Origin of the sequence: Actinacidiphila epipremni, from assembly GCF_012034175.1 — a bacterium.
Classification (GTDB): domain Bacteria; phylum Actinomycetota; class Actinomycetes; order Streptomycetales; family Streptomycetaceae; genus Actinacidiphila; species Actinacidiphila epipremni.
Genome location: NZ_JAATEJ010000047.1, coordinates 1 through 21,763, shown reverse-complemented (window position 1 = coordinate 21,763; position 21,763 = coordinate 1). Strand labels below are relative to the sequence as shown.

12 protein-coding genes, 1 tRNA gene and 1 pseudogene are annotated in these 21,763 nt (G+C 73.2%); 5 read left to right on the top strand and 9 right to left on the bottom strand.

Annotated elements, in window-relative coordinates; translation table 11 throughout:
- The coding region (locus HCN08_RS33910; protein WP_206319575.1) for a hypothetical protein at nucleotides 1–384 on the bottom strand (384 nt) is incomplete at its 3' end.
- 1,210 nt (nucleotides 385–1,594) lie between these two features.
- Here HCN08_RS33910 and HCN08_RS33905 point away from each other — a divergent pair.
- Complete coding sequence (locus HCN08_RS33905; protein ID WP_167987180.1) at nucleotides 1,595–2,377, top strand: MerR family transcriptional regulator; 783 nt, start codon at nucleotides 1,595–1,597, stop codon at nucleotides 2,375–2,377.
- A gap of 358 nt (nucleotides 2,378–2,735) precedes the next feature.
- Nucleotides 2,736–2,934 (top strand): annotated as a pseudogene (locus HCN08_RS33900) (IS256 family transposase); the annotation flags it as partial.
- Nucleotides 2,935–3,204: 270 nt separating this feature from the next.
- Here the strand turns inward: HCN08_RS33900 and HCN08_RS33895 are convergent.
- The 5 genes from HCN08_RS33895 to HCN08_RS33875 form a co-directional block, all read right to left on the bottom strand.
- A tRNA-Pro gene (locus HCN08_RS33895) sits at nucleotides 3,205–3,278 on the bottom strand.
- A gap of 99 nt (nucleotides 3,279–3,377) precedes the next feature.
- Complete coding sequence (locus HCN08_RS33890) at nucleotides 3,378–3,929, bottom strand: hypothetical protein (RefSeq protein WP_167987179.1); 552 nt, start codon at nucleotides 3,927–3,929, stop codon at nucleotides 3,378–3,380.
- Nucleotides 3,930–4,124: 195 nt separating this feature from the next.
- Complete coding sequence (locus HCN08_RS33885; RefSeq protein ID WP_240970730.1) at nucleotides 4,125–5,702, bottom strand: phospholipase C; 1,578 nt, start codon at nucleotides 5,700–5,702, stop codon at nucleotides 4,125–4,127.
- Between the two features lie 129 nt (nucleotides 5,703–5,831).
- On the bottom strand, nucleotides 5,832–9,032 hold the full coding sequence (locus HCN08_RS33880; RefSeq protein ID WP_167987178.1) for an NHL domain-containing protein: 3,201 nt from the start codon (nucleotides 9,030–9,032) through the stop codon (nucleotides 5,832–5,834).
- 249 nt (nucleotides 9,033–9,281) lie between these two features.
- Complete coding sequence (locus HCN08_RS33875; protein WP_167987177.1) at nucleotides 9,282–11,231, bottom strand: arabinofuranosidase catalytic domain-containing protein; 1,950 nt, start codon at nucleotides 11,229–11,231, stop codon at nucleotides 9,282–9,284.
- A gap of 337 nt (nucleotides 11,232–11,568) precedes the next feature.
- Between HCN08_RS33875 and HCN08_RS33870 the strand changes: the two genes are divergently transcribed.
- The 3 genes from HCN08_RS33870 (at nucleotide 11,569) to HCN08_RS33860 (ending at nucleotide 16,635) form a co-directional block, all read left to right on the top strand.
- A complete protein-coding gene (locus HCN08_RS33870) occupies nucleotides 11,569–11,886 on the top strand; it encodes a YkvA family protein (RefSeq protein ID WP_167987176.1) in 318 nt (105 codons plus the stop codon).
- A 22-nt stretch (nucleotides 11,887–11,908) separates the two neighbouring features.
- Nucleotides 11,909–12,910 (top strand): ribonuclease BN, encoded by a 1,002-nt coding sequence (locus tag HCN08_RS33865; protein ID WP_240970729.1) that lies wholly within the window; start codon nucleotides 11,909–11,911, stop codon nucleotides 12,908–12,910.
- A 182-nt stretch (nucleotides 12,911–13,092) separates the two neighbouring features.
- Nucleotides 13,093–16,635 carry a phosphodiester glycosidase family protein gene (locus HCN08_RS33860; RefSeq protein ID WP_167987175.1) on the top strand — a complete coding sequence of 1,181 codons (3,543 nt, stop codon included), beginning with the start codon at nucleotides 13,093–13,095 and terminating at the stop codon, nucleotides 16,633–16,635.
- 431 nt (nucleotides 16,636–17,066) lie between these two features.
- Here the strand turns inward: HCN08_RS33860 and HCN08_RS33850 are convergent, their stop codons facing one another.
- From HCN08_RS33850 to HCN08_RS33840, 3 genes are all read right to left on the bottom strand, one after another.
- Entirely contained in the window at nucleotides 17,067–19,310 is a 2,244-nt protein-coding gene (locus HCN08_RS33850) for a heavy metal translocating P-type ATPase (protein ID WP_167987181.1), read from the bottom strand.
- Nucleotides 19,311–19,722: 412 nt separating this feature from the next.
- Nucleotides 19,723–19,935, bottom strand: coding sequence for a heavy-metal-associated domain-containing protein (locus HCN08_RS33845; RefSeq protein ID WP_167987174.1), 213 nt, complete (start codon nucleotides 19,933–19,935; stop codon nucleotides 19,723–19,725).
- Nucleotides 19,936–20,079: 144 nt separating this feature from the next.
- Nucleotides 20,080–20,526: a MarR family winged helix-turn-helix transcriptional regulator gene (locus tag HCN08_RS33840; RefSeq protein WP_167987173.1), complete on the bottom strand. Its 447-nt coding sequence runs from the start codon at nucleotides 20,524–20,526 to the stop codon at nucleotides 20,080–20,082.
- Between the last annotated feature and the right edge of the window lie 1,237 nt (nucleotides 20,527–21,763).

Genomic DNA, 21,763 nt, shown 5'->3' with positions numbered 1-21,763 from the left:
CGCGGTGAACGCCACCTCGTACCCACCGGTGCTCAGAGCCGCGATGCTGGGACTGGTACCCGGCGCGAGACCCAGCTTCGTATCAGTTGTCCCATTCGGATCCGTGACCCACAGGTCGCCGTTGGCGCCGTGGACGGCAACGGCGAAGCCGACGCCGTCCACCCCGATCACACTGGGACTGGTGCCCGGCGCCACCGTGGCGCCGAGATCGCCGGACCCGTACAGGTTCCCGAAGCCCCGCAGGGCGCCACTAGCACCCCCGGCCGCAGCCTCATACGGAGTAATCGGCGACGGCAGGGAAAAGACTACGGCTGCATGCGGGGCGACGACCTTCGCCGCACCGGCCCCCACCGCCGGTGGGACCGCGACCAGCGTCACGCTCATCACCGCACCCGCCACTAGGGCGGCTTTCCTTACACTGATTCTTGTCATCGAGGTCTTTCTGTCGCGTGCACGGACGATCGGGGCGCGGGAGCGCTCCCGAACCTGATACGGAAAGGGGTTACAACCACGGACCGTTTGACACGATTGGCCCTAGCCCAACGTCGATCGTTCAGGCGGCCGGCCAGAGGGTGAGTTCTCTTCCGGTCTTGCGTCACGTTGTGCGAGCTGAAGGGGCATCGCGCTTGCGGGATGGGTGATCGGCCTGAGCTCTTGGGGGAAGAGTCGGAGGCTGACGGTGTGGGTGCCCCGGGTGGTAGTGGGCTCATCGGTGCGGAGGAGGCGGTATCCGGTGCCGCCGCCTTTGGCGGAGCGGGCCGCGGCGCGTCCTGGGCGGGGCTTGACGGCGGTGCGGATCAGGTCGGCCTGGACACCAGCGAGCTTGGCGGCCAGTTTCCGAGGGGGGAAAGTCTGCCCCGACGGTGCGTCGGACGGCGGTGAGGGGGGTTCTTGAAGCTGACGTGCGTCACGGGCAGGCCGGCGCGGCTCACGGTGTCGGCGATCAGGCGGCGCAGGACCTGGCAGACGCGGAGCATGGCCCACAGTTCCTGCTCGATGAGGGCGGGGCTTTTCGAGCGCTGGGTCGCAGTGCGCCCGCCACGCTGTTCGATCTTGATGTTCTTGTAGATCGTTTCGCTGGTCCACCTGGCGGCGTACGGCTCGGCGAGTTCGCCCGCCGGGGCATGTAGGTGCCGTCGGGCAATACCTCGATGAGCGGGAGGCGGAAGGACTCCGGGACACGCGACAGGAGTTGAGCCCCCCTCGCTGCCGCGGCGGTGCACAGGCCGTAGGCGCGAAAGCCCCGGTGGGCCGGAGCGTCCGAGGGAGGCGCCTCGGTCCGAGCGCAGGTGATTGCCGGAAGTCGGGGCGGTGGTGCCGCCCGACTCCGGTTGCGGCAGGTTCGGTACGGGCGGGGCTGGCGCAGGTGAACGTCGCGGGATGGTGTGCTCACCCCCTCCTGGTCGGTCAACGGGCGCACACGAGCAGGCTCAACGGCCATGCCCCCGACGAACGGACGGACGTCACCGCACGTGCAGCCGCCACGACCGCCAACCCGGCGAACTTTCCCGGTCAGAGCACTGGAAGATCGCTTGCACGATGTTCACCGTGCGGGCTTGCACCTCTCGTAGCGGCGGGTTCTAGCGTTGCCGGCGTGATCGGGAAGAACGATGACCAGCGCCGGTGGAGCATCGGTGAGTTGGCCCAGGAGACCGGTGTGACCGTGCGTACGCTGCGTCACTACGACCACATCGGTCTACTGCGGGCCAGCGAGCGCACGCCCTCAAGCCACCGTCGCTATACGGCAGATGATGTGCGGCGGCTGCGCCGGGTGCGGGCACTGCGTGACCTGGATATGTCCCTGGAGGAGATCAAGGGTGTGCTCGGCGCCTCGCCGGAGGATGTGGCGGGGATGCGCCGCTTGCTGGCCGCGCAGCTGGATGAGTTGACCGCGCAGGCGGACCGGCTCCAGCGGCTCATCGGCCAGATCGGCGGGCTGCTGCAGCGACTCGACTCGCAATCGACGCCTGATCCGGACCAGTTCATGACGACCTTGGAGATGATCTCTGTGCTTGACAGGTACTTCACCCCGGAGGAGCGCGACGCGGTGGTCCGCCTTCGCGAGGGCCTCGGTCCGCAAGGCGTCGAAGAGGTCAAGAGCCGCTGGGCCGTCCTGGTCGAGCAGCTGCTGGGCCATCTGCGGGACGACACTCCGGTTGGCGATCCGCAGGTGCAGGACCTCGTCCGACGCTGGGACGAATTGCGCGCTGACGTCCAGCGGCAAGGTGCTGTTGACGAAAAGGTCGTTGCGGCGGCTCGGCGGATGGGGGACGACCACAGCGAGGAACTGAACCGGAGCCTGCCCTGGCCGGCCGAGAAACTGCGTACGCTACCGCCCTACCTGGAGCGGGCCCGGGCTGCCCGACCCGCCGGCTGACCCGACTGAATACCAGGCGGCTCCCCTCCCCGCGACCGTGCGGGCAGGGGCATCTCCTTGGGCGTACGTGGGCCTTTTCAGCGTTGCCTTTCAAAAGCGAGTACGGCAGTGGCGATGTCGGTCACTCGGCTCGGACGCTGCAGCGGCTTTCGCAAGATCCGCCAGGACTTCAGGCGGACGATGCCCGTTCTGCTGGAGCGGGGGTGTGGGTGAGCGCTCGGTTCGGCGTCTGCCCGGTGGGGGACAGTTCGCCGCCTGGCGGGCGTCGGACGGCGGTGGTGACCCTCTCGGCTGTCATCGGCCTGGTCGTGGGACTGTAAAACGCTCGGTGTAACTCCTGATCAAGGAAGATGCATCGATGACCAGCGAGAACGTAGCCGAGGGCCGAGTCTGTCGAGGCAGCCGAGCCGCACCGGACGAGGGCGTTGAACGACCAGCTCATTGAGGAGTTGGTGGGTCGTGCCCAATCCGAAGGCCTGCAACTGACCGGCGTGGACGAGATGATCATCTCACTGTCCGCGAAGGGCTTGACCACCGGCGAGGTCCAGGCTCATCTCGAACTTGATCCGCTTTGACGGACACCGTTGGTGTGGTCGGCCGAAACCCTGATCAGGAGTGTCCGTCAAAGCGGATCAAGCCCAGGGATGGCGAACAACGGTGTCCCGGACACCGTCGTCTCGGCGTGAGCCGGTCACTCGTATGCTCAGCTGACCAAGATCGACAACGGTTGTGAGAGATTGTGAGAGGCAGAGGCCGGAAATGGCTCAGGGCCTCATCTCACTTCCGTGAGACAAGGCCCTGACCTGGGCGTTTGGCCCTGTGCACCGTCGGGACGACAGGATTTGAACCTGCGACCCCTTGACCCCCAGTCAAGTGCGCTACCAAGCTGCGCCACGTCCCGGTGCCTGGCTCGGTCCGGGGGGTGAGCCCCGGGTGGCCGTGCATGAGAACAATACCGCACCTCGGGGGGTCTTCGCTCATGGTGGGGTGGGTGGCGGGGTTACGCGGTGTGGTCGGGGGGTGACGGGGGCTGGGGGGTCGGGTGGGGGGTGGTGGGTTTGGGGGGTTTCGGGGTGGTTTGGCGGCGGGCGTCTTCTGCGCTGTTCTGGGCGCCGAGGGTGCCGAAGTAGAAGCCGGCGACCGTGGCCAGGACGGTCATCAGGGCGGTCACGATGGTCTTGCGGAGGTCGCCGGAGTCGGGGCCGGAGGAGAGCATCGCCACCGCGAGGGCGAAGCCGACCAGGGCCAGGATCAGGACGGCGATGATGCTGCGGGTCAGGCCGCGGACGCCGCGGGGTTCGCGCAGGTCGCGCAGGAAGTCGCGGACCTCGTGGTCGGTGGCCGCCTGGTCGATGAGGCGGTCGGTGAGCTGCTGGCGCCAGGCGGTGGCCCGGCGGACGTCCATGATCAGCGGTGTGACGGCGATCGCCGCGACGACCACGACGACCGCCGCGATCAGCACGAAGGCCGCGCCGCCCTTCAGGCCGTGGATCGGCTCCACGCCGCCGGCCGCCGCGGTCACGGTGGCGAGCGGTGGTGGTGAGTACGTCATGGTGGTTCCCCCCAGTCATTCCGGGCGGGCAGGATCCCAGCGGCCGAGAGGGGCGGTCAAGTACACCTGGGGGGTGGTGAGTTGGGCCCACATACAGCTGCCGCACAGCCCGTTCCGGCCGCGTACGGGCGCCCGGCCGGTCCACCCCGTTCGACGAGGCGGGCCGGCCGGGCGCACGGCCAACTCCCGTGGCAATCAGCCGCGGTGCGGGCGTTCCTGCCGGGGCATGCTCTGCGTCGCCCCGGGGCGGGCCGGCATCGGCTGGGTCGCGGCCGTCGCCTGGGCGGCGAGGTTCGCCGCCGTCGTCTCCGGCTCGAACTGCGGGTCCTTCGGGGCCGGTTTGCGGTCGTGCAGCCGCAGCGCGCCGCTGAAGTCACCGAAGGTGCGCCGCCGCCACTCGCTGATCGGCGTGAACGTCACCGGCCCGCGGCCCGACAGGCCGCCCGCCGCGGTCAGCGTCTCGATGAACTGCAGCCCCGACGTGTGGTCGGAGACCTCCGAGAAGATCCTGCCGCCCACCGTCCACGGCGACACGATGACGCACGGCACCCGGAAGCCCGCGCCGACCGGCAGGCCGCCGCCCGGCGTTCCCTTCGGGGAGGGGATTGTTACGTACTCCTCCGGATACCGCCGGCGGTCCGGCACCGGCGGCGGCACATGGTCGAAGAAGCCGTCGTTCTCGTCGTAGTTGAGCACGAAGACCGTCGAGTTCCACAGCTCGTCGTTGGAGGCGAGCGCCTCCAGCTTGGACGCCAGGTACTGCGCGCCCGCCGCCGGCAGGTTCGGCGGGTGCTCGTCGGCCTCGCTCGGCATGTACAGCCATGACACGTCCGCCAGGACGCCGTTGGCGCAGTCCTCCTCGAAGCCGAGCGCCGGGTCGCCGGCGAGTGTCGGGCTCACCGGGTTCCCGACCCGGCCCGGCGTGCCGTCGCCGAACAGCGTGCCGCCGGTCATCACCGAGTTGTAGAGCGCGGCCGGCAGCGCCGTCCTGTTCTGGAAGTTGGCGAACCAGCCGAAGACGTTGAAGCCGCTGGTCGCCCCGGAGAAGTACGTCTTGACGCTGTAACCGGCGTCGTAGAGGATCTCCGCCGCCGACGGGTACGTCAGCGGGTTCGGCGTCACCGTCTCCAGCACCGGGCCGCCGTACTTGCCCTGCGGGTCGACCGTACCGGACTGCCACACCAGCCGGTTGGGGTCGGTCGGGCCCATCACCGAGCAGTGGTAGTTGTCCAGCAGTGTGAAGGACTCCGCGAGCGCCCAGTGGAACGGGATGTCCTCGCGGGTGAAGTAGCCCATCGTGTACGAGCCGTTGACCTCGCCGTCCGAGGCGAGGTGGGTGGTCAGCCAGCCGTCCATCGCGCCCTGGTTCCACGCGGCGTGCTGGTCGCGCCAGTCGTGGGAGAGCGACGGGATCGCCGCCGCGCCGGTGCGCAGGGTGGACATGTGGAACGGCTCCAGATAGCCGTCCGGGTTGGCCGGATCGGGCTGCCGGAAGACCGGGTCGCCGTTCGGCAGCCGGACGGCGGTCGGGTCGCTGAACCCGCGGGCGCCGGGGAAGGTGCCGAAGTAGTGGTCGAACGACCGGTTCTCCATCATCACGTACACGACGTGCTTGACCTGGGACAGGCTGCCCCTGGCCGGCTTGGCGGCAGCGGCCCGCGCCAGGTTCTCCGGCAGCAGGCCGGCCATGCCGGCGGCGCCGGCCAGCGTCGCGGCACCGGTCACGAACCGGCGGCGGGACATGCCCGATCGGGCGGAGGGGATGTCGTTCATCGTCTCTCTTCTTCGAGGCGTGTCGAGGCGTTCGAGGTGTTCGGGGCCTTCGGGGCGTTCGAGGCGTGTCGGGATGTGCCGAGCTGGGTCGAACCGTTTCGAGGCGTCTGACGTCCTCGGCTGCGGCGGTCAGCGCCTGCCGGGGGCCACCGGGCCGGCCGCGTCGCCGGACTGCGCGACCCCGAGCACCTGCGCGATCGCGTTGTTGTGCGTGTCGGCGATGTAGAGCAGGTTCGTGCTCCGGTCCACCGCCACCGCGTACGGCGTGTTGAGCTTCGAGGCGGCCGGTGCCGCGCCGCTGCTCTCCCCGCCGGGCGCCGCCGAGGAGTTCACCACCGTGGTGATGATCCCCGCCGGACTGACCTGCCGGATCGCGTTGTTGAAGGTGTCCGCGACGAACAGGTCGCCCGCGCCGTCCACGGCCACGCCCTGCGGGTCGTTCAGCCGCGCGGACGTCGCGGGGCCGCCGTCGCCGGTGAAGCCGCCGAGGCCGTCGCTCGCCCGGCCGGCCGCGTAGTCGCCCGCCACCGTGGTGATGACGCCGGTCCTCGCGTCCACCCGGCGGATGACGTTGTTGGACGAGTCCGCGATGTAGAGGTTGCCCTTGGCGTCCACGGCGAGCCCGTTCGGCTGGCTCAGCTGGGCGCGGGAGGCCGCGCGCCCGTCACCGGAGTAGCCGGCCTTCCCGGTGCCGATGACCTGCACGACCCGGCCCTTGGCGGACACCTCCAGCACCCGGTTGTTGTAGCTGTCGGCGATGTAGACGTTCCTGGCCGCGTCGACCGCGATGCCCGTCGGGTGGTTCAGCTGCGCGCTGCGGGCGTCCCGGCCGGCCCTGCGGCCCGCGGTGCCGGTGCCGGCGAATCGCTGGATGACACCGCCGGAGCCGACCGCGCGGACGACGTTGTCGCCGCTGTCGGCGATGTAGAGGGTGCCGGCGGAGTCCACCGCCGTACCGGCCGGCTGGTAGAGGGTGGCGTCCGCGGCCTTGCCGCCGTCGCCCTTCTCGCCGTACGCCTCCAGGGAGCCGGCGAGGATCGCGGTGCCGCCCTCGCGCAGCCGGGCCACCACGTTGTCCCCGGTGTTGGAGACGTAGACCGAGCCGTCGTCGGCGACGGCGAGCTCGGCCCGCACGGTCGCCGCGACCTTCGGGGCCGCGGTGGTGGCGAAGGGCACGGACACGCCCGCCGGGCGGTACAGGCCGCCGGGGGTGACGTTGGGGACGACCGCGCCGGTGCCCGGGTCGACGTGGGTGCCGGCCGAGTCGCCGACCGACGCGTACGGCATCGTCTGCAGGATCGGGCCGGTCGGGGCGGCGCTGGAGCCGATGGTCAGCTCCAGGTTGTCGGCGGTGCCGTCGCTGTTGGCGCCGCTGCTGACGGCGACGGTGGCGATGGTGACCTTGATCGTGGCGGTGCCGGCCGGGACGGTGCCGTACCACGCCTGGTGGACCAGGCTGGAGACGTTGCCGCGCTGGACGGCGGTGACCGGGCCGATGACCGCCGAGCCGACGGTGTCGCCGCCGGAGTCGCGGAAGGTCGCGGTGACGGTCGCGTAGTCGCCTTGCGTCGCGTAGCCGCCGAGGTCGCCGGACAGCCGGAAGGGGCGTCCAGCGGCGTCCAGCGGGCCGGCGTCGACGACCTGGGTGCCGGTCGTGGTGATGCCGGGGATCGAGACGGTGCTGGGGTTGGTGCCGCCGTAGAAGACCCGGCTGCCGGTCACCCCGGGGTAGGTGGACGCGCGCGACTCCTGCGTGCCGTCCGGCGGGTTGAGCGGGGAGGTGCTGGTCCAGCAGTCGGCGATCGTCTGGTCGTCGGCGAGCGGCGCGCCGAGCGCGGTCGCCGCGGTGTAGTCCTCGGCGCCGGGGTTGGCGATGAGGTTGGTGTCGAGGGCCGGGGTGACCTGGTCGGCGGCCGGGCAGGGCGCGGTCCAGCTCTGGCCGGCGGCGTTCTGGCCGATCGTCAGGTCCAGGTCGTCGGCGACGCCGTCGCTGTTGGCGCCGCTGTTGACCGCCGCGGTGATGATCGTGACGAGGATCTTCTTCGTGCCGGCCGGGACCGTGCCGTACGTGCCGTCGGGCAGCAGCTTGGAGGTGTTGCCGCGCTGCGCGGCGGTCGCCGGGCCGATCGCGGCGGTGCCGAGCGGGCCGCCGGCGGCGTTCTCGAAGGTCGCGACGACCTCGGCGTAGTCGCTCTGCGTCGCGTAGCCGCCCACCTTGCCGGTGAGCTTGAACGGCACGCCGTCGACCTTCAGCGCGCTGACGTCGACGAGCTGCGTGCCGGTGGTGACGACGCCCGCGACCTGCACGGTGCCGGGGTTGGTGCCGCCGTGGAAGACCCGGCTGCCGCCGGTGCCCGGATACGTGGACGCGCGCGACTCCTGCGTGCCGTCGGGGGCGGCGAGCGGGGAGGCGCTGGTCCAGCAGTCGGCGACGGTCTGGTCGTCGCCGGCCGGGGCGCCGAGGTCGGTGGCCGCGGTGAAGTGCTCGGCGCCGGGGTTGGCGATGAGGTTGGTGTCGAGGGCCGGGGTGACCTGGTCGGCGGCCGGGCAGGGGGCGGTGTAGTGCTGGCCGCTGCCCGCCGAGGCGATCGTCAGGTTCAGGTTGTCGGCGCGGCCGTCGATGCCGTAGCCGGAGCTGACGCCGGTGGACGCCACGGTGACGAGGATCCTCGCGGTGCCGGCCGGGACGGTGCCGACGGCCGCCTCGGGGACAAGACTCGTGACGTTGCCGCGCTGGGCGGCGCCCACCGGGCCGATGACCGCGGTGCCGACGACGGTGCCGCCGGCGTCCTCGAAGGCGGCGGTGACGGTCGCGTAGTCCCCTTGCGTCGTGTAGCCGCCGATCGCGCCGGTCAGCGTGTACGACTTGCCGCCCGCGTCCAGCGCGCCGACGTCGATCAGCTGGGTGGCCTGCGTCGTGACGCCCACGATCGAGACCTGCGGGGAGTGGTAGTCGTATCCGCCGTAGAACGTACGGCTGCCGGTCTGGCCGGTCGTCGAGGACGCGTACGACTCCAGGACCGCGCCCGGCGCGTCCATCGGGGAGGTGGCCTCCCAGCAGTCGGGCACGTACTGCGGGTCGCCGTCCGGGGCGCCGAGGTCGGTGACCGCGGTGAAGTCCTCGGCGCCGGGGTTGGCGATCAGGTTGCGGTCCAGGGCCGGGGCCACCGCGTCCGCGTCCGGGCAGGCGGCGGTGTAGCGCTGGCCGGTGCTCGCCGCCTGCGCGGACCCGCCGCCCAGGGCGTCCGATCCCACCAGGCCGATCACCGTCGCGGCCACGGCGGCGACCGCCGCCACGGCCGCCCAGCGGGCCTTCCTGTGAAGTCTCATGATCCATATTCATGTACACGGCAACGGATGACGCGAGGACCGCGCGTGGCGGTAGCGGTACGTCCGTGTGAACAACCGTCATACGGCGTACGGGCCGGGTCCGTTGTGCCGCGAATCCGCCGCTGTGGCCGGCGGGGAACGTAGGACGGGGACGGGGACGGGGGCGGGGACGGCGACGGGGGCGCGGGAAGGGAGAGCTTCCCGCGCCCCCGGGTTCCGGGGCGCTCGCGCCGAAGGGGCCGGATCAGCTCACGTCAGGGTGAACTGCTGCGCGGCCGAGCCGTTGCAGTCCCAGATGCGCAGCCGGGTGCCGTTGGCGGTGGCGCCGTTGGGGGAGTCCAGGCAGCGGCCGGACTGCGGGTTGAACAGCGAGCCGTCGGTGCGCTGCTGCCACACCTGGCCGCCGGCGCCGTCGCAGTCCCACAGCTGGACCTGGGTGCCGGCCGCGGTGCCGTTGCCGGTGATGTCCAGGCAGCGGCCGAGGGTCTGCAGCGAGCCGTTGGCGTTGTGGAACCAGTGCTGGTCGACCGCCCACGACTGGCAGCCCCACAGCTGCACCGCCGCGGAGTTGCCGCCGACGTCGTCGGAGGCGACGTCCACGCAGGTGCTGCCGGGGCCGGCGACCGGGCCGCCGCCGGCCACCGAGAAGCGCTGGGCGGCCGAGCCGTTGCAGTCCCAGATCTGCAGCCGGGTGCCGTTGGCGGTGGCGCCGCTGGGGGAGTCCAGGCAGCGGCCGGACTGCGGGTTGAACAGCGAGCCGTCCGCGCGCTGCACCCACTTCTGGCCGCCCACGCCGTTGCAGTCCCACAGCTCGACCTGCGTGCCGTTGGCGGTGCCGTTGCCGTTGATGTCCAGGCAGCGGCCCAGCGTGGTGAGCGAGCCGTTGGCGTTGTGCGTCCAGTGCTGGTCCTCGGCGTACGTCTGGCAGTCCCACAGCTGGACGGCCGAGAGGTTGCCGCCGGTGTCGTCGGCGGCGACGTCCACGCACTTGTTCCCCGGCCCGGTGATGGTGCCCTGCGGGCCGTTGGGCACATTGGTCTGGCCGGCGTAGCCGACCGAGACGATGTTGGCCTGCACGGCGTTCTCGGCCGCGTCCGTGGGATATCCGGCGACCATGGCGCCCTCGAAGAAGGTGCCCATGTTGCGGTTGCTGTTGTCGCCGCCGGTGCCGAGGATGATGCCGCCCTCCTGCTGCATCGGCCGGTAGCCGCCGCGGGTCGGCAGCGCGCCGTTCCACCAGGTGGACAGCCCGCCGCTCTGCGAGTTGCCGCCCTTGATGGCGTACGTCGTCTGGCCGTTGTTCTTCAGCACTGCGGTGACGTACGGGCTGCTGTTGCCGAGGTTGGCGGTGTTGGAGCCGTTGTCGCCCTGGAACATGCCGTTCTCCATGTCCGCCTCGACCCAGGGGCCCGAGCCGGTACAGGGGGCGAAGTAGCAGGTGGTGGCGATGCTGACGGCGTCCATGTGGCCGTTGCCGGTGTCGGCGGGGGTGCGCTCGGCGTTGCCGTAGTCGAAGCAGCAGTCCGAGCCGACGTGGGTGCCGCTGGCGACCATGTAGACGCCCTCGGGCTGGCCGCCCACGGCGACGCCCGAGGCCACGCCGGTGTAGCGGTAGCCGACGCCGGGCGAGACCCAGATGCCGTACACCTTGTGGCCGCCGGCGCTCACCGCGATCTCGCTCGCGTCCGCGCCGCGGTCCACGCCGCCGGCGGTGCCGGCCGGGCCGGGCAGCAGGTCGTTGTGCCGGCTGGTCTGGTCGTAGACCTTGCTGATCCGGCAGGTGGTGCCGCCGCAGAAGGTGTCCTGGCGCTGGGCGTCGGCGTAGCCGCCCGCCGTGAGCAGGCCGATGTCGGAGGTGGCGCCGTCGGAGGCCCGGGTGACCTGGTAGAGCGGGCCGTTGTACCCGGAGAACAGCGCGCGGGTGGTGCTGTGCGCGGCCACGCACGGGGTGCCGGCGGCGGCGTAGATGTCGCACGGCAGCGAGCCGGCCGCCTGCGCGGGGCCGGGCGTCGCGACCAGCGCGCCCAGCACCAGGGCGAGGGCCGCCACCGTGGCGGCGAGGGCCCTGCGCAGCCACGCGGCCGAGCCGCCGGCCGTACGCCGTCCGCTGTGCGGGGAGTGGGGGGAGTGCGGGGCGTGGGGGGCGTGGAGGGAGGGGCCGCCGGGCGGCGCTCCGGGCAGTGAGGTTGTTCGATGCATGACACGCTCCTGGTCGAGTGGGGGTGTGGAGCTTGCTGCTGCCTGTGCTGTGCTGTGCTGTGTTCTGTTCTTGCTCGACATCGTTGCCGTGGACGGTGCCCGACACCGTTGTCCGGCGCGGCTGTTCAACGATGTAAAAGCCGAGCAGCAATGATGACAGCACACCGCCCAGGGGGTGTCCAGACTCGCGGCAGCCGTATCTCATCGGCTTCTACATCGTTGTACGAAACCGGTCGGCGGTGGCGCCCAGGACACCCGGTCGGCCGGTCGTGAGCGGCGGCGCAGGGGGCAGAGGTAAGAGGAGGGCGCAGGCGGCGCCGAGGTGGAGGTGGCGGGGATGAACCGCACGGAGTGGCTGCTGCTCGTGGTGCTGGCGGTGGTCGCGGTCGGCACGCTCGTGGTCGCGGTCCGGCTGCTGGTGACGCTGGTGCGCACCCGCCGGGTGCTCAAGGGCGCGGGGGTGCCGACGTCGACGAAGACGATGTTCTGGGCGTCCGTGGCCTATCTGGTGTGGCCGGTGGACCTGCTGCCCGACCCCATCTACCTCGACGACATCGGCTTCCTGCTGCTGGCCCTGCGCTCCCTGCACGCCGCCGCCGCACGCGCCGGGGTGACGGGGCCCGGTCGCGGCGTACCCGGCGTACGCGGCAAGTAGCGGCGGGCGGTGGGGGCCCGGCATGGCGGGAGCGGTGGCGCGGCTGCGCGCGGCCTGGCGGCGCTCGCTGCCGGGCCGGGTCTGGCGGCAGGGCGCCGAGATGGAGCTGATGCACCGGTCGATGGGCTTCGCGGCACTGGGCCTGGTCACGCTGGTGCCGCTGCTGATCGTGGTGGCCGCCGCCGTGCCGTACCAGCGGGCGGGCTTCGCGCAGTGGATCGTGGACGGCATGGGCCTGTCGGCGCAGCCGGCGGCGACCGTACGGCGGCTGTTCGCGGCGCCGGGGAAGGTGCTGAGCACCACCAGCGCGCTGAGCCTGGCGGCGCTCGCGGTGTTCGGGCTGTCCTTCGCGGCGAGCGTGGCGACCGGCTACGAGCGGATCTGGGACCTGCCGGCGAGCCCCTGGCACGCGGCGTGGCGGCGGGCGGTGTGGCTCGCGGCGCTGACGGGGTATCTGTTCGTCGTCGCCGAGAGCGGATCGGTGCTGGACGGCGGGGCGCTGCGCTCCGCGCTGCGGATCACCCTCACCCTGGCCTGCGGGGTGCTGTTCTTCTGGTGGGGGCAGCGCTTCCTGCTCGGCAACCGGGTGCCGGCCCGCCCGGCGCTCACCGGCGCGCTGTGCACGATGGCCGGGCTCGTGGGCCTGCGGGTCTTCTCCGTCCTGGTGCTCTCGCCGCTGACGCTGACCAACGCGGTGACGTACGGCCCGGTCGGCACCGTGCTGATGGTGCAGAGCTGGCTGATCGGCGTGGGCTTCGTCATCTTCGGCGGCGCGCTGCTCGGCCGGCAGCTGCACCGCCGCACTCGGGCGGACGGCGCGCCGGCCGCGCCCGGCCCGCAGGACGCGGACACCGATGCCGACACCCGCGCCGCGGACGCCGACGCCCGTACCGAAAGCGCCGCCCGGGTCCCCGAGCCGCGCTCCGGGCAGCCCGTGGAGCCCGTCGAGCCGGCCGCGCCCACCGACCGGCCGGTCGGGGCGTCCGTGGAGCCGGACCGCCCGAAGCCGCCCGGGGCGAGCTGACACGACGTCAACCGCGGGTCCACCACCGCCCCTTCCCGCAGGGTTCACTGATCGATCGTCGGCGGGTCATGTGCGCTCTTTGGTCGATCTTTTTGATCGGTGTGCGCTCTTGACGCAAGCGGGCGCGGCGGAGGCGGGGACGCCATCCGTGCCATCTCTAACCCGAGGTTCAGATGGAACTCATGGGAGTGAAGCGGCGGTACACCAAGCCGCTGCTGGTGGTGGTCGCCGCGGCGGCCCTGGTGGCGGGCGGGCCGGCCACCGCGTTCGCGGACGGGAGCCCGCACCCCGCCGCCCCGGCCGGCAGCCCGCACGCACCGGCCCACGGCGGCGGCAGCACCTCCGCGCCGCCGGCCACCGGCGGCATCCCGCTGGTCGACACGACCGAGCAGACCGGCCCCGGCATCAGCCTGCAGCACGTCAAGGCGCTGGACCAGAAGGGCTGGTACGACGCCCAGTTCCTCACCGTCGACCTGTCGGACAAGGCGGTCGGCACCGACCTGCTGACCTCGGGCCCGGTCGCCTCCGGCGGCCCGCTCAGCACGGCCGCGAACAAGGCCGGCGCGGTCGCCGCGGTCAACGGCGACTTCTTCGACATCGGCAACTCCAACGCCTCCCTCGGCGGCGAGATCCAGGACGGCAAGCTCGTCAAGACCGCCGACGCCGCCGGCAACCGCCAGCACGTCGGCGTCAGCGACGACGGCATCGCCCAGCTCGTCGACCTCACCGTCACCACCACCGCCAAGCTCGCCGGCACCGACCACAAGGTGCTCACCGTCAACGCCGCCAACGGCGGCGGGGTCCCGGCCGACGGCCTGGTCGCGTTCACCTCCGCGTGGGGCACCTACAGCCGCAACACCGGCCTGACCGGCGTGGCGAACGACCAGATCGCCGAGGTCCTGGTCGAGCACGGCACCGTGGTGTCCGTCACCCCGAACGGCCCGGCCGGCTCCGGCGCGATCCCCGCCGACGGCTTCGTGCTCGTCGGCCGCGGCGCCGCCGCCACCGCGATCCGCGCGCTGCAGCCCGGCGACCCGGCCGCGCTCAGCTACGCGCTCGCCGACAACGCCGCCCGGAAGATGAGATTCGCTCTCGGCCACGGCGGGACCATCGTCTCCGCCGGCAAGGTCGCCGGCGGCCTGGACACCTCGATCGCCCCGCGCACCGCGCTCGGCTTCAAGGACGGCGGCAGGACCCTGGTCCTGGCCACCTGGGACGGCCCGGGCGGCACCGGCAAGGGCGGCGTCGGCATCGACAAGGAAGCCCGCGACCTGGTCGCGATGGGCATACAGACCGCCGTCAACCTCGACGGCGGCGGCTCCACCACCATGGTCGCCCGCGCCCTCGGCGACGACTCCGCGACCGTACGCAACGTCCCCTCCGACGGCGGAGAGCGCAGCGACCCCAACGGCGTCGGCGTCTTCGTCGCCAAGGGCGACGGCAAGCTGCACCAGCTGCTGGTCAAGCCCGCGCCCGGCGCGGCGGCGGCCGACGGCGGCGTCAAGGTCTTCCCCGGCACGCACCGCGCGCTCGTCGCCGAGGGCGTCGACAACCACCTCACCCCGGTGAAGGTCGCCCCCAAGTCCGTCCGCTGGTCCGCCCGCGGCGCCTCCGTCAAGGACGGCACGCTCACCGCCCCCGCCACGGCGCACGGCACGATCACCGTCTCGGCACGCTCCGGCCGGGCGCAGGCCGACCAGAAGGTCACCGTCCTCGGCCCTGTCGACACGCTGGAGCTGTCCGCCAAGCTGCTGTCCATCGCCGAGCCCACCGCCGCCGACGCCGTCACCGTCTCGGTGACCGGCCGCGACGCCCAGGGCTACACCGCGCCCCTCGACCCGCGCGACCTGTCGCTGGACTACGACCACGCCGTGGTCTCCCTCCAGCCCGTCGACGGCAAGCTCAAGGTCACCCCGCTGGCCAACGCCAGCACCCTGCTCACCGTCAAGGCCGGCGGCAAGAGCGTGCAACTGCCCATCACCATCGGCGTGCAGACGCAGAACGTCTACGACTTCGACGACGACGTCCTCGCCCGCTGGCACAACAACAGCACCGCGGCCACCACCTTCTCCCAGGACCCCGACGGCCTGCGCATCGACTTCGACGCGATGCGCAACGTCGGCATCACCGCCGCCTCCGCCGCCCAGCGCGTGCAGATCCCCGGCCAGCCGCTGCGGCTGCGGGTCCGGCTGAAGTCCAGCATCGGCGTGCCGAGCGGCCTGACGTACATCGGCTACTACGACGCCGACGGCAAGGGCAACGGCGTGTACGGCACCGGCCTGACGCCGAGCGCCGACTGGCAGTACGCGACCTTCACCCTGCCGGCCGACACCGCGTTCCCGATCGCGCTGTCCAGCTTCCAGGGCATCAACACCAACGTCGCCCAGCAGAAGGCCGGCACCTTCGTGCTGGACCGCATCGAGGCCGACATCCCCACCCCCGTCGACCTGCCGGCGCAGGGCCCGCTGCGCGCCGACCCGCTGGTCTCCGACGACGGCACGCTGCCCGACGGCAAGAGCACCTGGCACTTCGCGACCCTGTCCGACGTGCAGTTCACCGCCGACAACCCGGCGCTCAGCCAGGTCGCGACCGCCGCGATCGCCCGGATCCGCACGACCCACCCGGACCTGATCGTCCTCAACGGCGACATCACCGACCGCGGCCTGCCGCAGGACCTCGCGCTCGCCCGCCAGGTCCTCACCGACGCCGGCTGCGACCTCGTCCCGGTCGGCCAGGAACCGCCGGCCGACAGCACGCCCGACCCCAAGGCCGGCTCCGTGCCGTGCTATTACGTGCCCGGCAACCACGAGTCGTACGGCCTGAACAACACCCAGTCGGACCTGACGAACTTCACCGCCCAGTTCGGGCAGCCCTACCGCACCTTCGACCACAAGGGCACCCGGTTCATCCTGCTGGCCAGCTCGCTCGGGACGCTGCACGGCACCGCGTGGGACCAGCTGCCGATGATGCAGCAGGCGCTCGCCGACGCCCGCAAGGACCCCTCGGTGCACAACGTCATGGTCTTCGCCCACCACCCGGTGGACGACCCGGCCGACACCAAGTCCAGCCAGCTCGGCGACCGCGACGAGGTCGCGCTCGTGGAGAAGATGCTCACCGACTTCCGCGCCGCCACCGGCAAGGGCGCCGCCATGGTCGGCTCGCACGCCCAGATCGCCGATGTCCACCGCGTCGAGGGCGTCCCGTACGTCGTGCTGCCCTCCTCCGGCAAGGACCCGTACGGCACCCCGGACCGCGGCGGCTTCACCGGCTGGGTCGACTGGTCGGTCGACAGCCACGACAAGGCCGACCAGCAGTGGCTGGAGGCGGACGTGCGGGCCTTCGCGCAGTCCGTCACCCTGGACGCCCCCGCCTCCCTCCAGGCCGGCGCCACCGCGCAGCTGAGCGGCAGCATCGTGCAGCCCGAGGGTGTCTCGAACGGCACCCGCGTGGTGCCGCTGCGCTACCCGATGTCGGTCGGCTGGGGCGGCTCGTCCACGCTCGCCGTCGGCAGCGGCAAGCAGGCCCTCGACGAGGCCCGGCGCCACCACAAGGTCGCCGTCCTCGACCCGGCGACCGGGATCGTCACCGCGCTGCGGCCCGGCACGGTGACCGTGTCCGTGACGAACGACTCGATGCGCGCCTACACCGGCGCCGCCTCGCTCGCCCCGGTCACGACCACCAGGACCATCACAGTCGTGCCCGCCCCGCCCCACCACGGCCACTGAGCCACACCGTGGCGCCGCCCGCCGGCGCCGTCCGGCGGTGCCCCGGGCCCGCCGCCCCCCCCGGCCCGCCCACCGCCCCCGCCCCCGCCCCTCTCCCCCGCACGGTCCCCCTCCCGCCCCCCCCACCCCCACCCCCCCCCCCCCGCGCCCCCGCCGCCGCCCCCGCGCCCCCCCGCGCCCCCCCCCCCCGCCCGCCGCCGCCCCCCCCCCCCCCCCCCCCCCCCCCCCCCCCCCCCCCCCCCCCCCCCCCCCCCCCGCCCCCGCCCCGCCCCCCCCCCCCCCCCCCCCCCCCCCCCCCCGACCCCCCCCCCCCCCCCCCCCCCACCACCCCCCCCCCCCGGGCCCCCCCCCCGCCCCCCCCCGCGGGGGGCGCCCCCCGCCGCAACGGACGCCCCCGCGTACACCGCACATACCCCTCGCATACACCCCGCCTACCGCGCCAACGGCGCAAACCTGCGCAGCCGCAAGCTGTTGGCGACGACGAACACCGACGAGAACGCCATCGCGGCCCCCGCGATCATCGGGTTGAGCAGCCCCGCCGCGGCCAGCGGCAACGCCGCGACGTTGTACGCGAACGCCCAGAACAGATTCGCCTTGATCGTGGTGAGCGTGCGCCGCGCGAGCCGGATCGCATCCGCCGCGACCCGCAGATCCCCGCGCACCAGCGTCAGATCGCCCGCCTCGATCGCCGCGTCCGTCCCCGTGCCCATCGCGAGCCCCAGGTCCGCCTGCGCGAGCGCCGCCGCGTCGTTGACGCCGTCGCCGACCATCGCGACCGTACGCCCCTGGTCCTGCAACCCGCGCACCACCGCCACCTTGTCCTCGGGCAGCACCTCCGCGTGCACGTCCTCCACCGCGATCCCGACCTCCGCCGCGACCGCCGCGGCCACCGCCGCGTTGTCACCGGTGAGCAGCACCGGCCGCAACCCCAGCGCCCGCAGCCGCCGTACGGCCTCCGCGCTGCCCTCCTTGACCGCGTCCGCGACCACCAGCACGGCCCGCGCGGCGCCGTCCCACGCCACCACCACCGCCGTGCCGCCGCCCGCCTCCGCCGCGGCCTTGGCCTGCGCCAGCTCCGCCGGCAGCGGCATCCCGCGCCCGGTCAGCAGCCGCTCGCGCCCCACCAGCACACTGCGGCCCGCCACCTCGCCCTCGACGCCGAGGCCCGGCAGATTGCGGAAGCCCTCCACCCCGGGCAGCTCCCCGACCCGCTCGGCCGCGCCCGCGGCGATCGCCCGCGCGATGGGGTGCTCGGAGGCGTGCTCCAGCGCGCCGGCCAGCCGCAGCGCCTCCCGCTCCTCGACGCCGCCGGCGACCAGCACCGACCGCAGCGCCATCGCACCGGTCGTCACGGTGCCGGTCTTGTCCAGCACCACCGTGTCCACCGCCCGGGTCGACTCCAGCACCTCCGGGCCCTTGATGAGGATGCCCAGTTGCGCCCCGCGCCCCGTGCCGACGAGCAGCGCGGTGGGCGTGGCGAGGCCGAGCGCGCACGGGCAGGCGATGATCAGCACCGCGACCGCCGCGGTGAACGCCGCCTGCGGCCCCTCGCCGAGCCCCAGCCACACCGCGAGCGTGCCGAGCGCCAGCGCGATCACGACGGGCACGAACACCGCCGAGATACGGTCGGCGAGCCGCTGCGCCGCCGCCTTGCCGTTCTGCGCGTCCTCCACCATGCGGGCCATCCGCGCCAGTTGGGTGTCGGCGCCGATTCGGGTGGCCTCCACGACCAGCCGCCCGCCGGCGTTCACCGTCGCGCCGGTGACCCGGTCGCCGGGGCCGACCTCCACCGGCACGGACTCGCCGGTGAGCATCGAGGCGTCCACGGCGGACGTGCCGTCACGCACCAGCCCGTCGGTGGCGATCTTCTCCCCGGGCCGTACGACGAAGGCGTCGCCGACCGCCAACTCGCCAACGGGCACCCGCACTTCGCGCTCGCCCCGCAGCACCGCCACGTCCCTGGCGCCCAGTTCGAGCAGGGCGCGCAGCGCGGCCCCGGCGCGGCGCTTGGCGCGGGCCTCGAAGTAGCGGCCGGCGAGGATGAAGGCGGTCACGCCGGAGGCCGCCTCCAGGTAGATCTGCCCGCCGCCGTCGCTGCGCGAGACGGTGAGGCGGAAGGAGTCGGTCATGCCGGCCATGCCGGCGTCGCCGAAGAACAGCGCCCACAGCGACCAGCCGAACGCGGCGAGCGTGCCGACCGACACCAGGGTGTCCATGGTCGCTGCTCCGTGCCGCAGGTTCGTCCACGCGGCCCGGTGGAAGGGCCAGCCGACGTACGTGACCACGGGCGCGGCGAGCGTGAGCGACAGCCACTGCCAGTTGTCGAACTGCAGGGCCGGCACCATCGCCAGCACGATCACCGGCAGGGCCAGCACCACGGCGGTGGTCAGCCGCTGGCGCAGCGCGGTCAGTTGGCGGTCGGGCGCGTCCTGGGGCGCCGGGCCGGGAGCGCCTGCCGCGCCGGGGGACCTGCCGGCGGGGGACTTTTCGGCGGGGGGCGGGGGGAGCGCGGCGGTGTAGCCGGTGGCCTCGACCGTCGCGATGAGGTCGCCGACCGCGACGCCGGCGTCGTAGCCGACCTTCGCCTTCTCGGTGGCGTAGTTGACGGTGGCGGTGACGCCGTCCATGCGATTGAGCTTCTTCTCGACCCGGGCGGCGCAGGAGGCGCACGTCATCCCGCCGATCTCCAACTCGACCCACTGCCCGGGGGCCCGCACGACCTGGCCGGGCGCGTGCTCAGGCGCCTGGGCAGGCGCTTGCTCGGGTGCTTGCCCAGGCGCTTGCTGGGCCGCCTGACCGGGCGCCCGCACGACCTGGCCGGGCGCCTGCGCGGGGCCTTGCTCAGGCGTTTGCTCGGGCGCCTGACCGAGCGCCCGCTCGTCGCCGCTGCCGGTCTCCGCCTGCCGTACGCCGGTGCCGTTCGTCACCACTGCGCTCCCCTCACCTTCCCCTGGGCTCGTCTTCCCCCGTGTCGCCGCCTGCCCCGTTGCGGCGGGTCGGCCGCGGCCTGCTCCGGCGGGCTGCGCCGGCGCCGGTGGCTGCGCCGTGCCCGTAGCCGTGCCCGTAGCCGTGCCCGTGCCTTACGGCTCAGGCCCTGCCGACCAGCTCGTAACCCGCCTCGTCCACCGCGGCCCGCAGCGCCGCCTCGTCGACCGGCTGCTCCGAGCCGATCGTCAGCAGCCCGGTCGACGCCACGGCCTTCACCGACGTGACGCCGGGGATCGCGGTGACCTCGCGGGTGATCGCGGACTCGCAGTGCCCGCAGCTCATCCCGGAAACGGAGTAGACCGACTCGGTCATGGTGTGCTCCTCGTCCAACTCGGGGCCGGGGCGGCTCTCTCCGCCCCGCTCACCACCGAGCATATACCCCCTAGGGGTATAACGCGAACACCCCCAGGGGGTATCTCCCGCCCCGGTGCCCGTGCGCCCGCCCCCGAGGGCTCCTCACTCGCCGCCGTCGTCGGCCAGCCGGTCGAGCAGCGCCGCCGCGAGCAGCAGCAACTCCCGCTCCGTGCCATTGAGTTCCGCGTCCATCCGGCGGCGCAGCCAGTCGTCCCGGTACCGCACGTCCCGGGCCATCGCCGCGAACCCGGCCTGCGTCAACTCCAGCACCTGGCTGCGCCCGTCCGTCGCGTCGCGGGTCCGGCTCACCATCCCGTCCCGCGTCAACGCCGCCAGCGTCCGCGTCAGCGACTGCGGCTGCACGTGCAGCGCGGCGGCGATGGCTCTCGGCGCGGACGGCCCCGAACGGTAGAGGTGCGCGAGCACCCCGAGCCGCCCGGTCGGCAACGCGTCCGGTGGCCGCTCGGCCCGCATCCGCCGGGCGAGCCGGTTCACGGCCCGCCGCAACTCGGCGGCGGGGTCGTCGTCGGGGGGTGGAGGAAAAAACATACGGCTCTTTCGTAAGCTCGGCGTACTATCTGAAGCGACCGTCCGACGTATTACGGCCCTATGAGCGCCACCTCGCCGGATATTTCATACGCCCGGCGTACGGACCGACTGGCGCCATGCAGCACCACCCGCCAGGTGTGCCCACCAGCACCTCAAGCGACAACCGCCCGGCGCAACGACAAGCGGACCGTCCGACAACAGGACATCCGCCAACGGAACGTCCGACAAAACGACGAAGGGATGGTCCGCAGTGCTGGACCGGCTGCGACTGCTCGACCCCGGCCGCATACGGCTGCGGACCGCCGCCCGCACGATCCTCGCGGCCCTCGCGGCGCTGCTGATCACCGCGGCCATATGCAAAGCCGCGGGACTGCCCGGTGCGGTGGTGGTGATCGCCACGGTGGTCACGGTCACCCTCGCCCGCACCCTGCACGGCACCAGCCTCGCCCATCGCCTCTCCGCTCTGCTGTACGTGCCCGCGATCGGCGTCCTCGCGGCGTTCGTGGGCCGCTTCATGCTGCACCACACCTGGCTCGGCTCGGCAATGTACGTGGCCGCGATCGCCGCGTCCCGCTACCTGATGCGCTTCGGCGGCACCGTCCGCCGCCTCGGCCGCCTCGCCCTGGCACCGCTGATCTCCGTCATGGTCGTCCCCATCCCGCCCAGCGCCGCCAAGGCCGCCGGCCCGCTGTGGGGCGCCGCCGCCTCCGCGGTCGCGGTGGCCTGCCTGCTCCTGGCCCAGGCCGTCCTCCCCGCCCGCCCGGCCCGCGAGGCCGCCACCGCCGCCCTCGACCTCACCCGCGCCGCCCGCCACCTCCCTTCCCCCCGCGCCCTCACCGCCCTCCACGCCGCCGCCCAAACCACCGCAGCCCGCCTAGAAGCCGCCCACCCCCCCCCCCCCCCCCCCCCCCCCCCCCCCCCCCCAAACCCCCCCCCCCCCCCAAAGACCCCCCCCCCCCCCCCCCCGCCGCCCCCCCCGAGCCGACCCCGGAAGCCCCACAGCCCCTGCCCCCACAAGGCGCCCCCGCCCCTGCGCAGGACGCCCCCGCGGGCGCGCCCTCCCGCCGGCCGGCAATGGCATCCACCCCGGCATCCTTCGCCGCCCTGTCCGCCGCCGTGCTCCGCGCAGAGGTCCTCGCCTACGCCTCCGTACGCCCCGCCCTGCCCCGACCGCCCGGCGCCGCGTCCCAGCCGCCAGACGCCCCCGCCAGGCCCTCCGAAGACCCCGCCGCACCCC

Coding starts and splice junctions, on each gene's coding strand:
- HCN08_RS33890 (WP_167987179.1), bottom strand. CDS start 3,929: ATGACGTACTCACCACCACCGCTCGCCACCGTGACCGCGGCGGCCGGC.
- HCN08_RS33885 (WP_240970730.1), bottom strand. CDS start 5,702: ATGAACGACATCCCCTCCGCCCGATCGGGCATGTCCCGCCGCCGGTTC.
- HCN08_RS33880 (WP_167987178.1), bottom strand. CDS start 9,032: ATGAGACTTCACAGGAAGGCCCGCTGGGCGGCCGTGGCGGCGGTCGCC.
- HCN08_RS33875 (WP_167987177.1), bottom strand. CDS start 11,231: ATGCATCGAACAACCTCACTGCCCGGAGCGCCGCCCGGCGGCCCCTCC.
- HCN08_RS33870 (WP_167987176.1), top strand. CDS start 11,569: ATGAACCGCACGGAGTGGCTGCTGCTCGTGGTGCTGGCGGTGGTCGCG.
- HCN08_RS33865 (WP_240970729.1), top strand. CDS start 11,909: ATGGCGGGAGCGGTGGCGCGGCTGCGCGCGGCCTGGCGGCGCTCGCTG.
- HCN08_RS33860 (WP_167987175.1), top strand. CDS start 13,093: ATGGGAGTGAAGCGGCGGTACACCAAGCCGCTGCTGGTGGTGGTCGCC.
- HCN08_RS33850 (WP_167987181.1), bottom strand. CDS start 19,310: ATGACGTGCGCCTCCTGCGCCGCCCGGGTCGAGAAGAAGCTCAATCGC.
- HCN08_RS33845 (WP_167987174.1), bottom strand. CDS start 19,935: ATGACCGAGTCGGTCTACTCCGTTTCCGGGATGAGCTGCGGGCACTGC.
- HCN08_RS33840 (WP_167987173.1), bottom strand. CDS start 20,526: ATGTTTTTTCCTCCACCCCCCGACGACGACCCCGCCGCCGAGTTGCGG.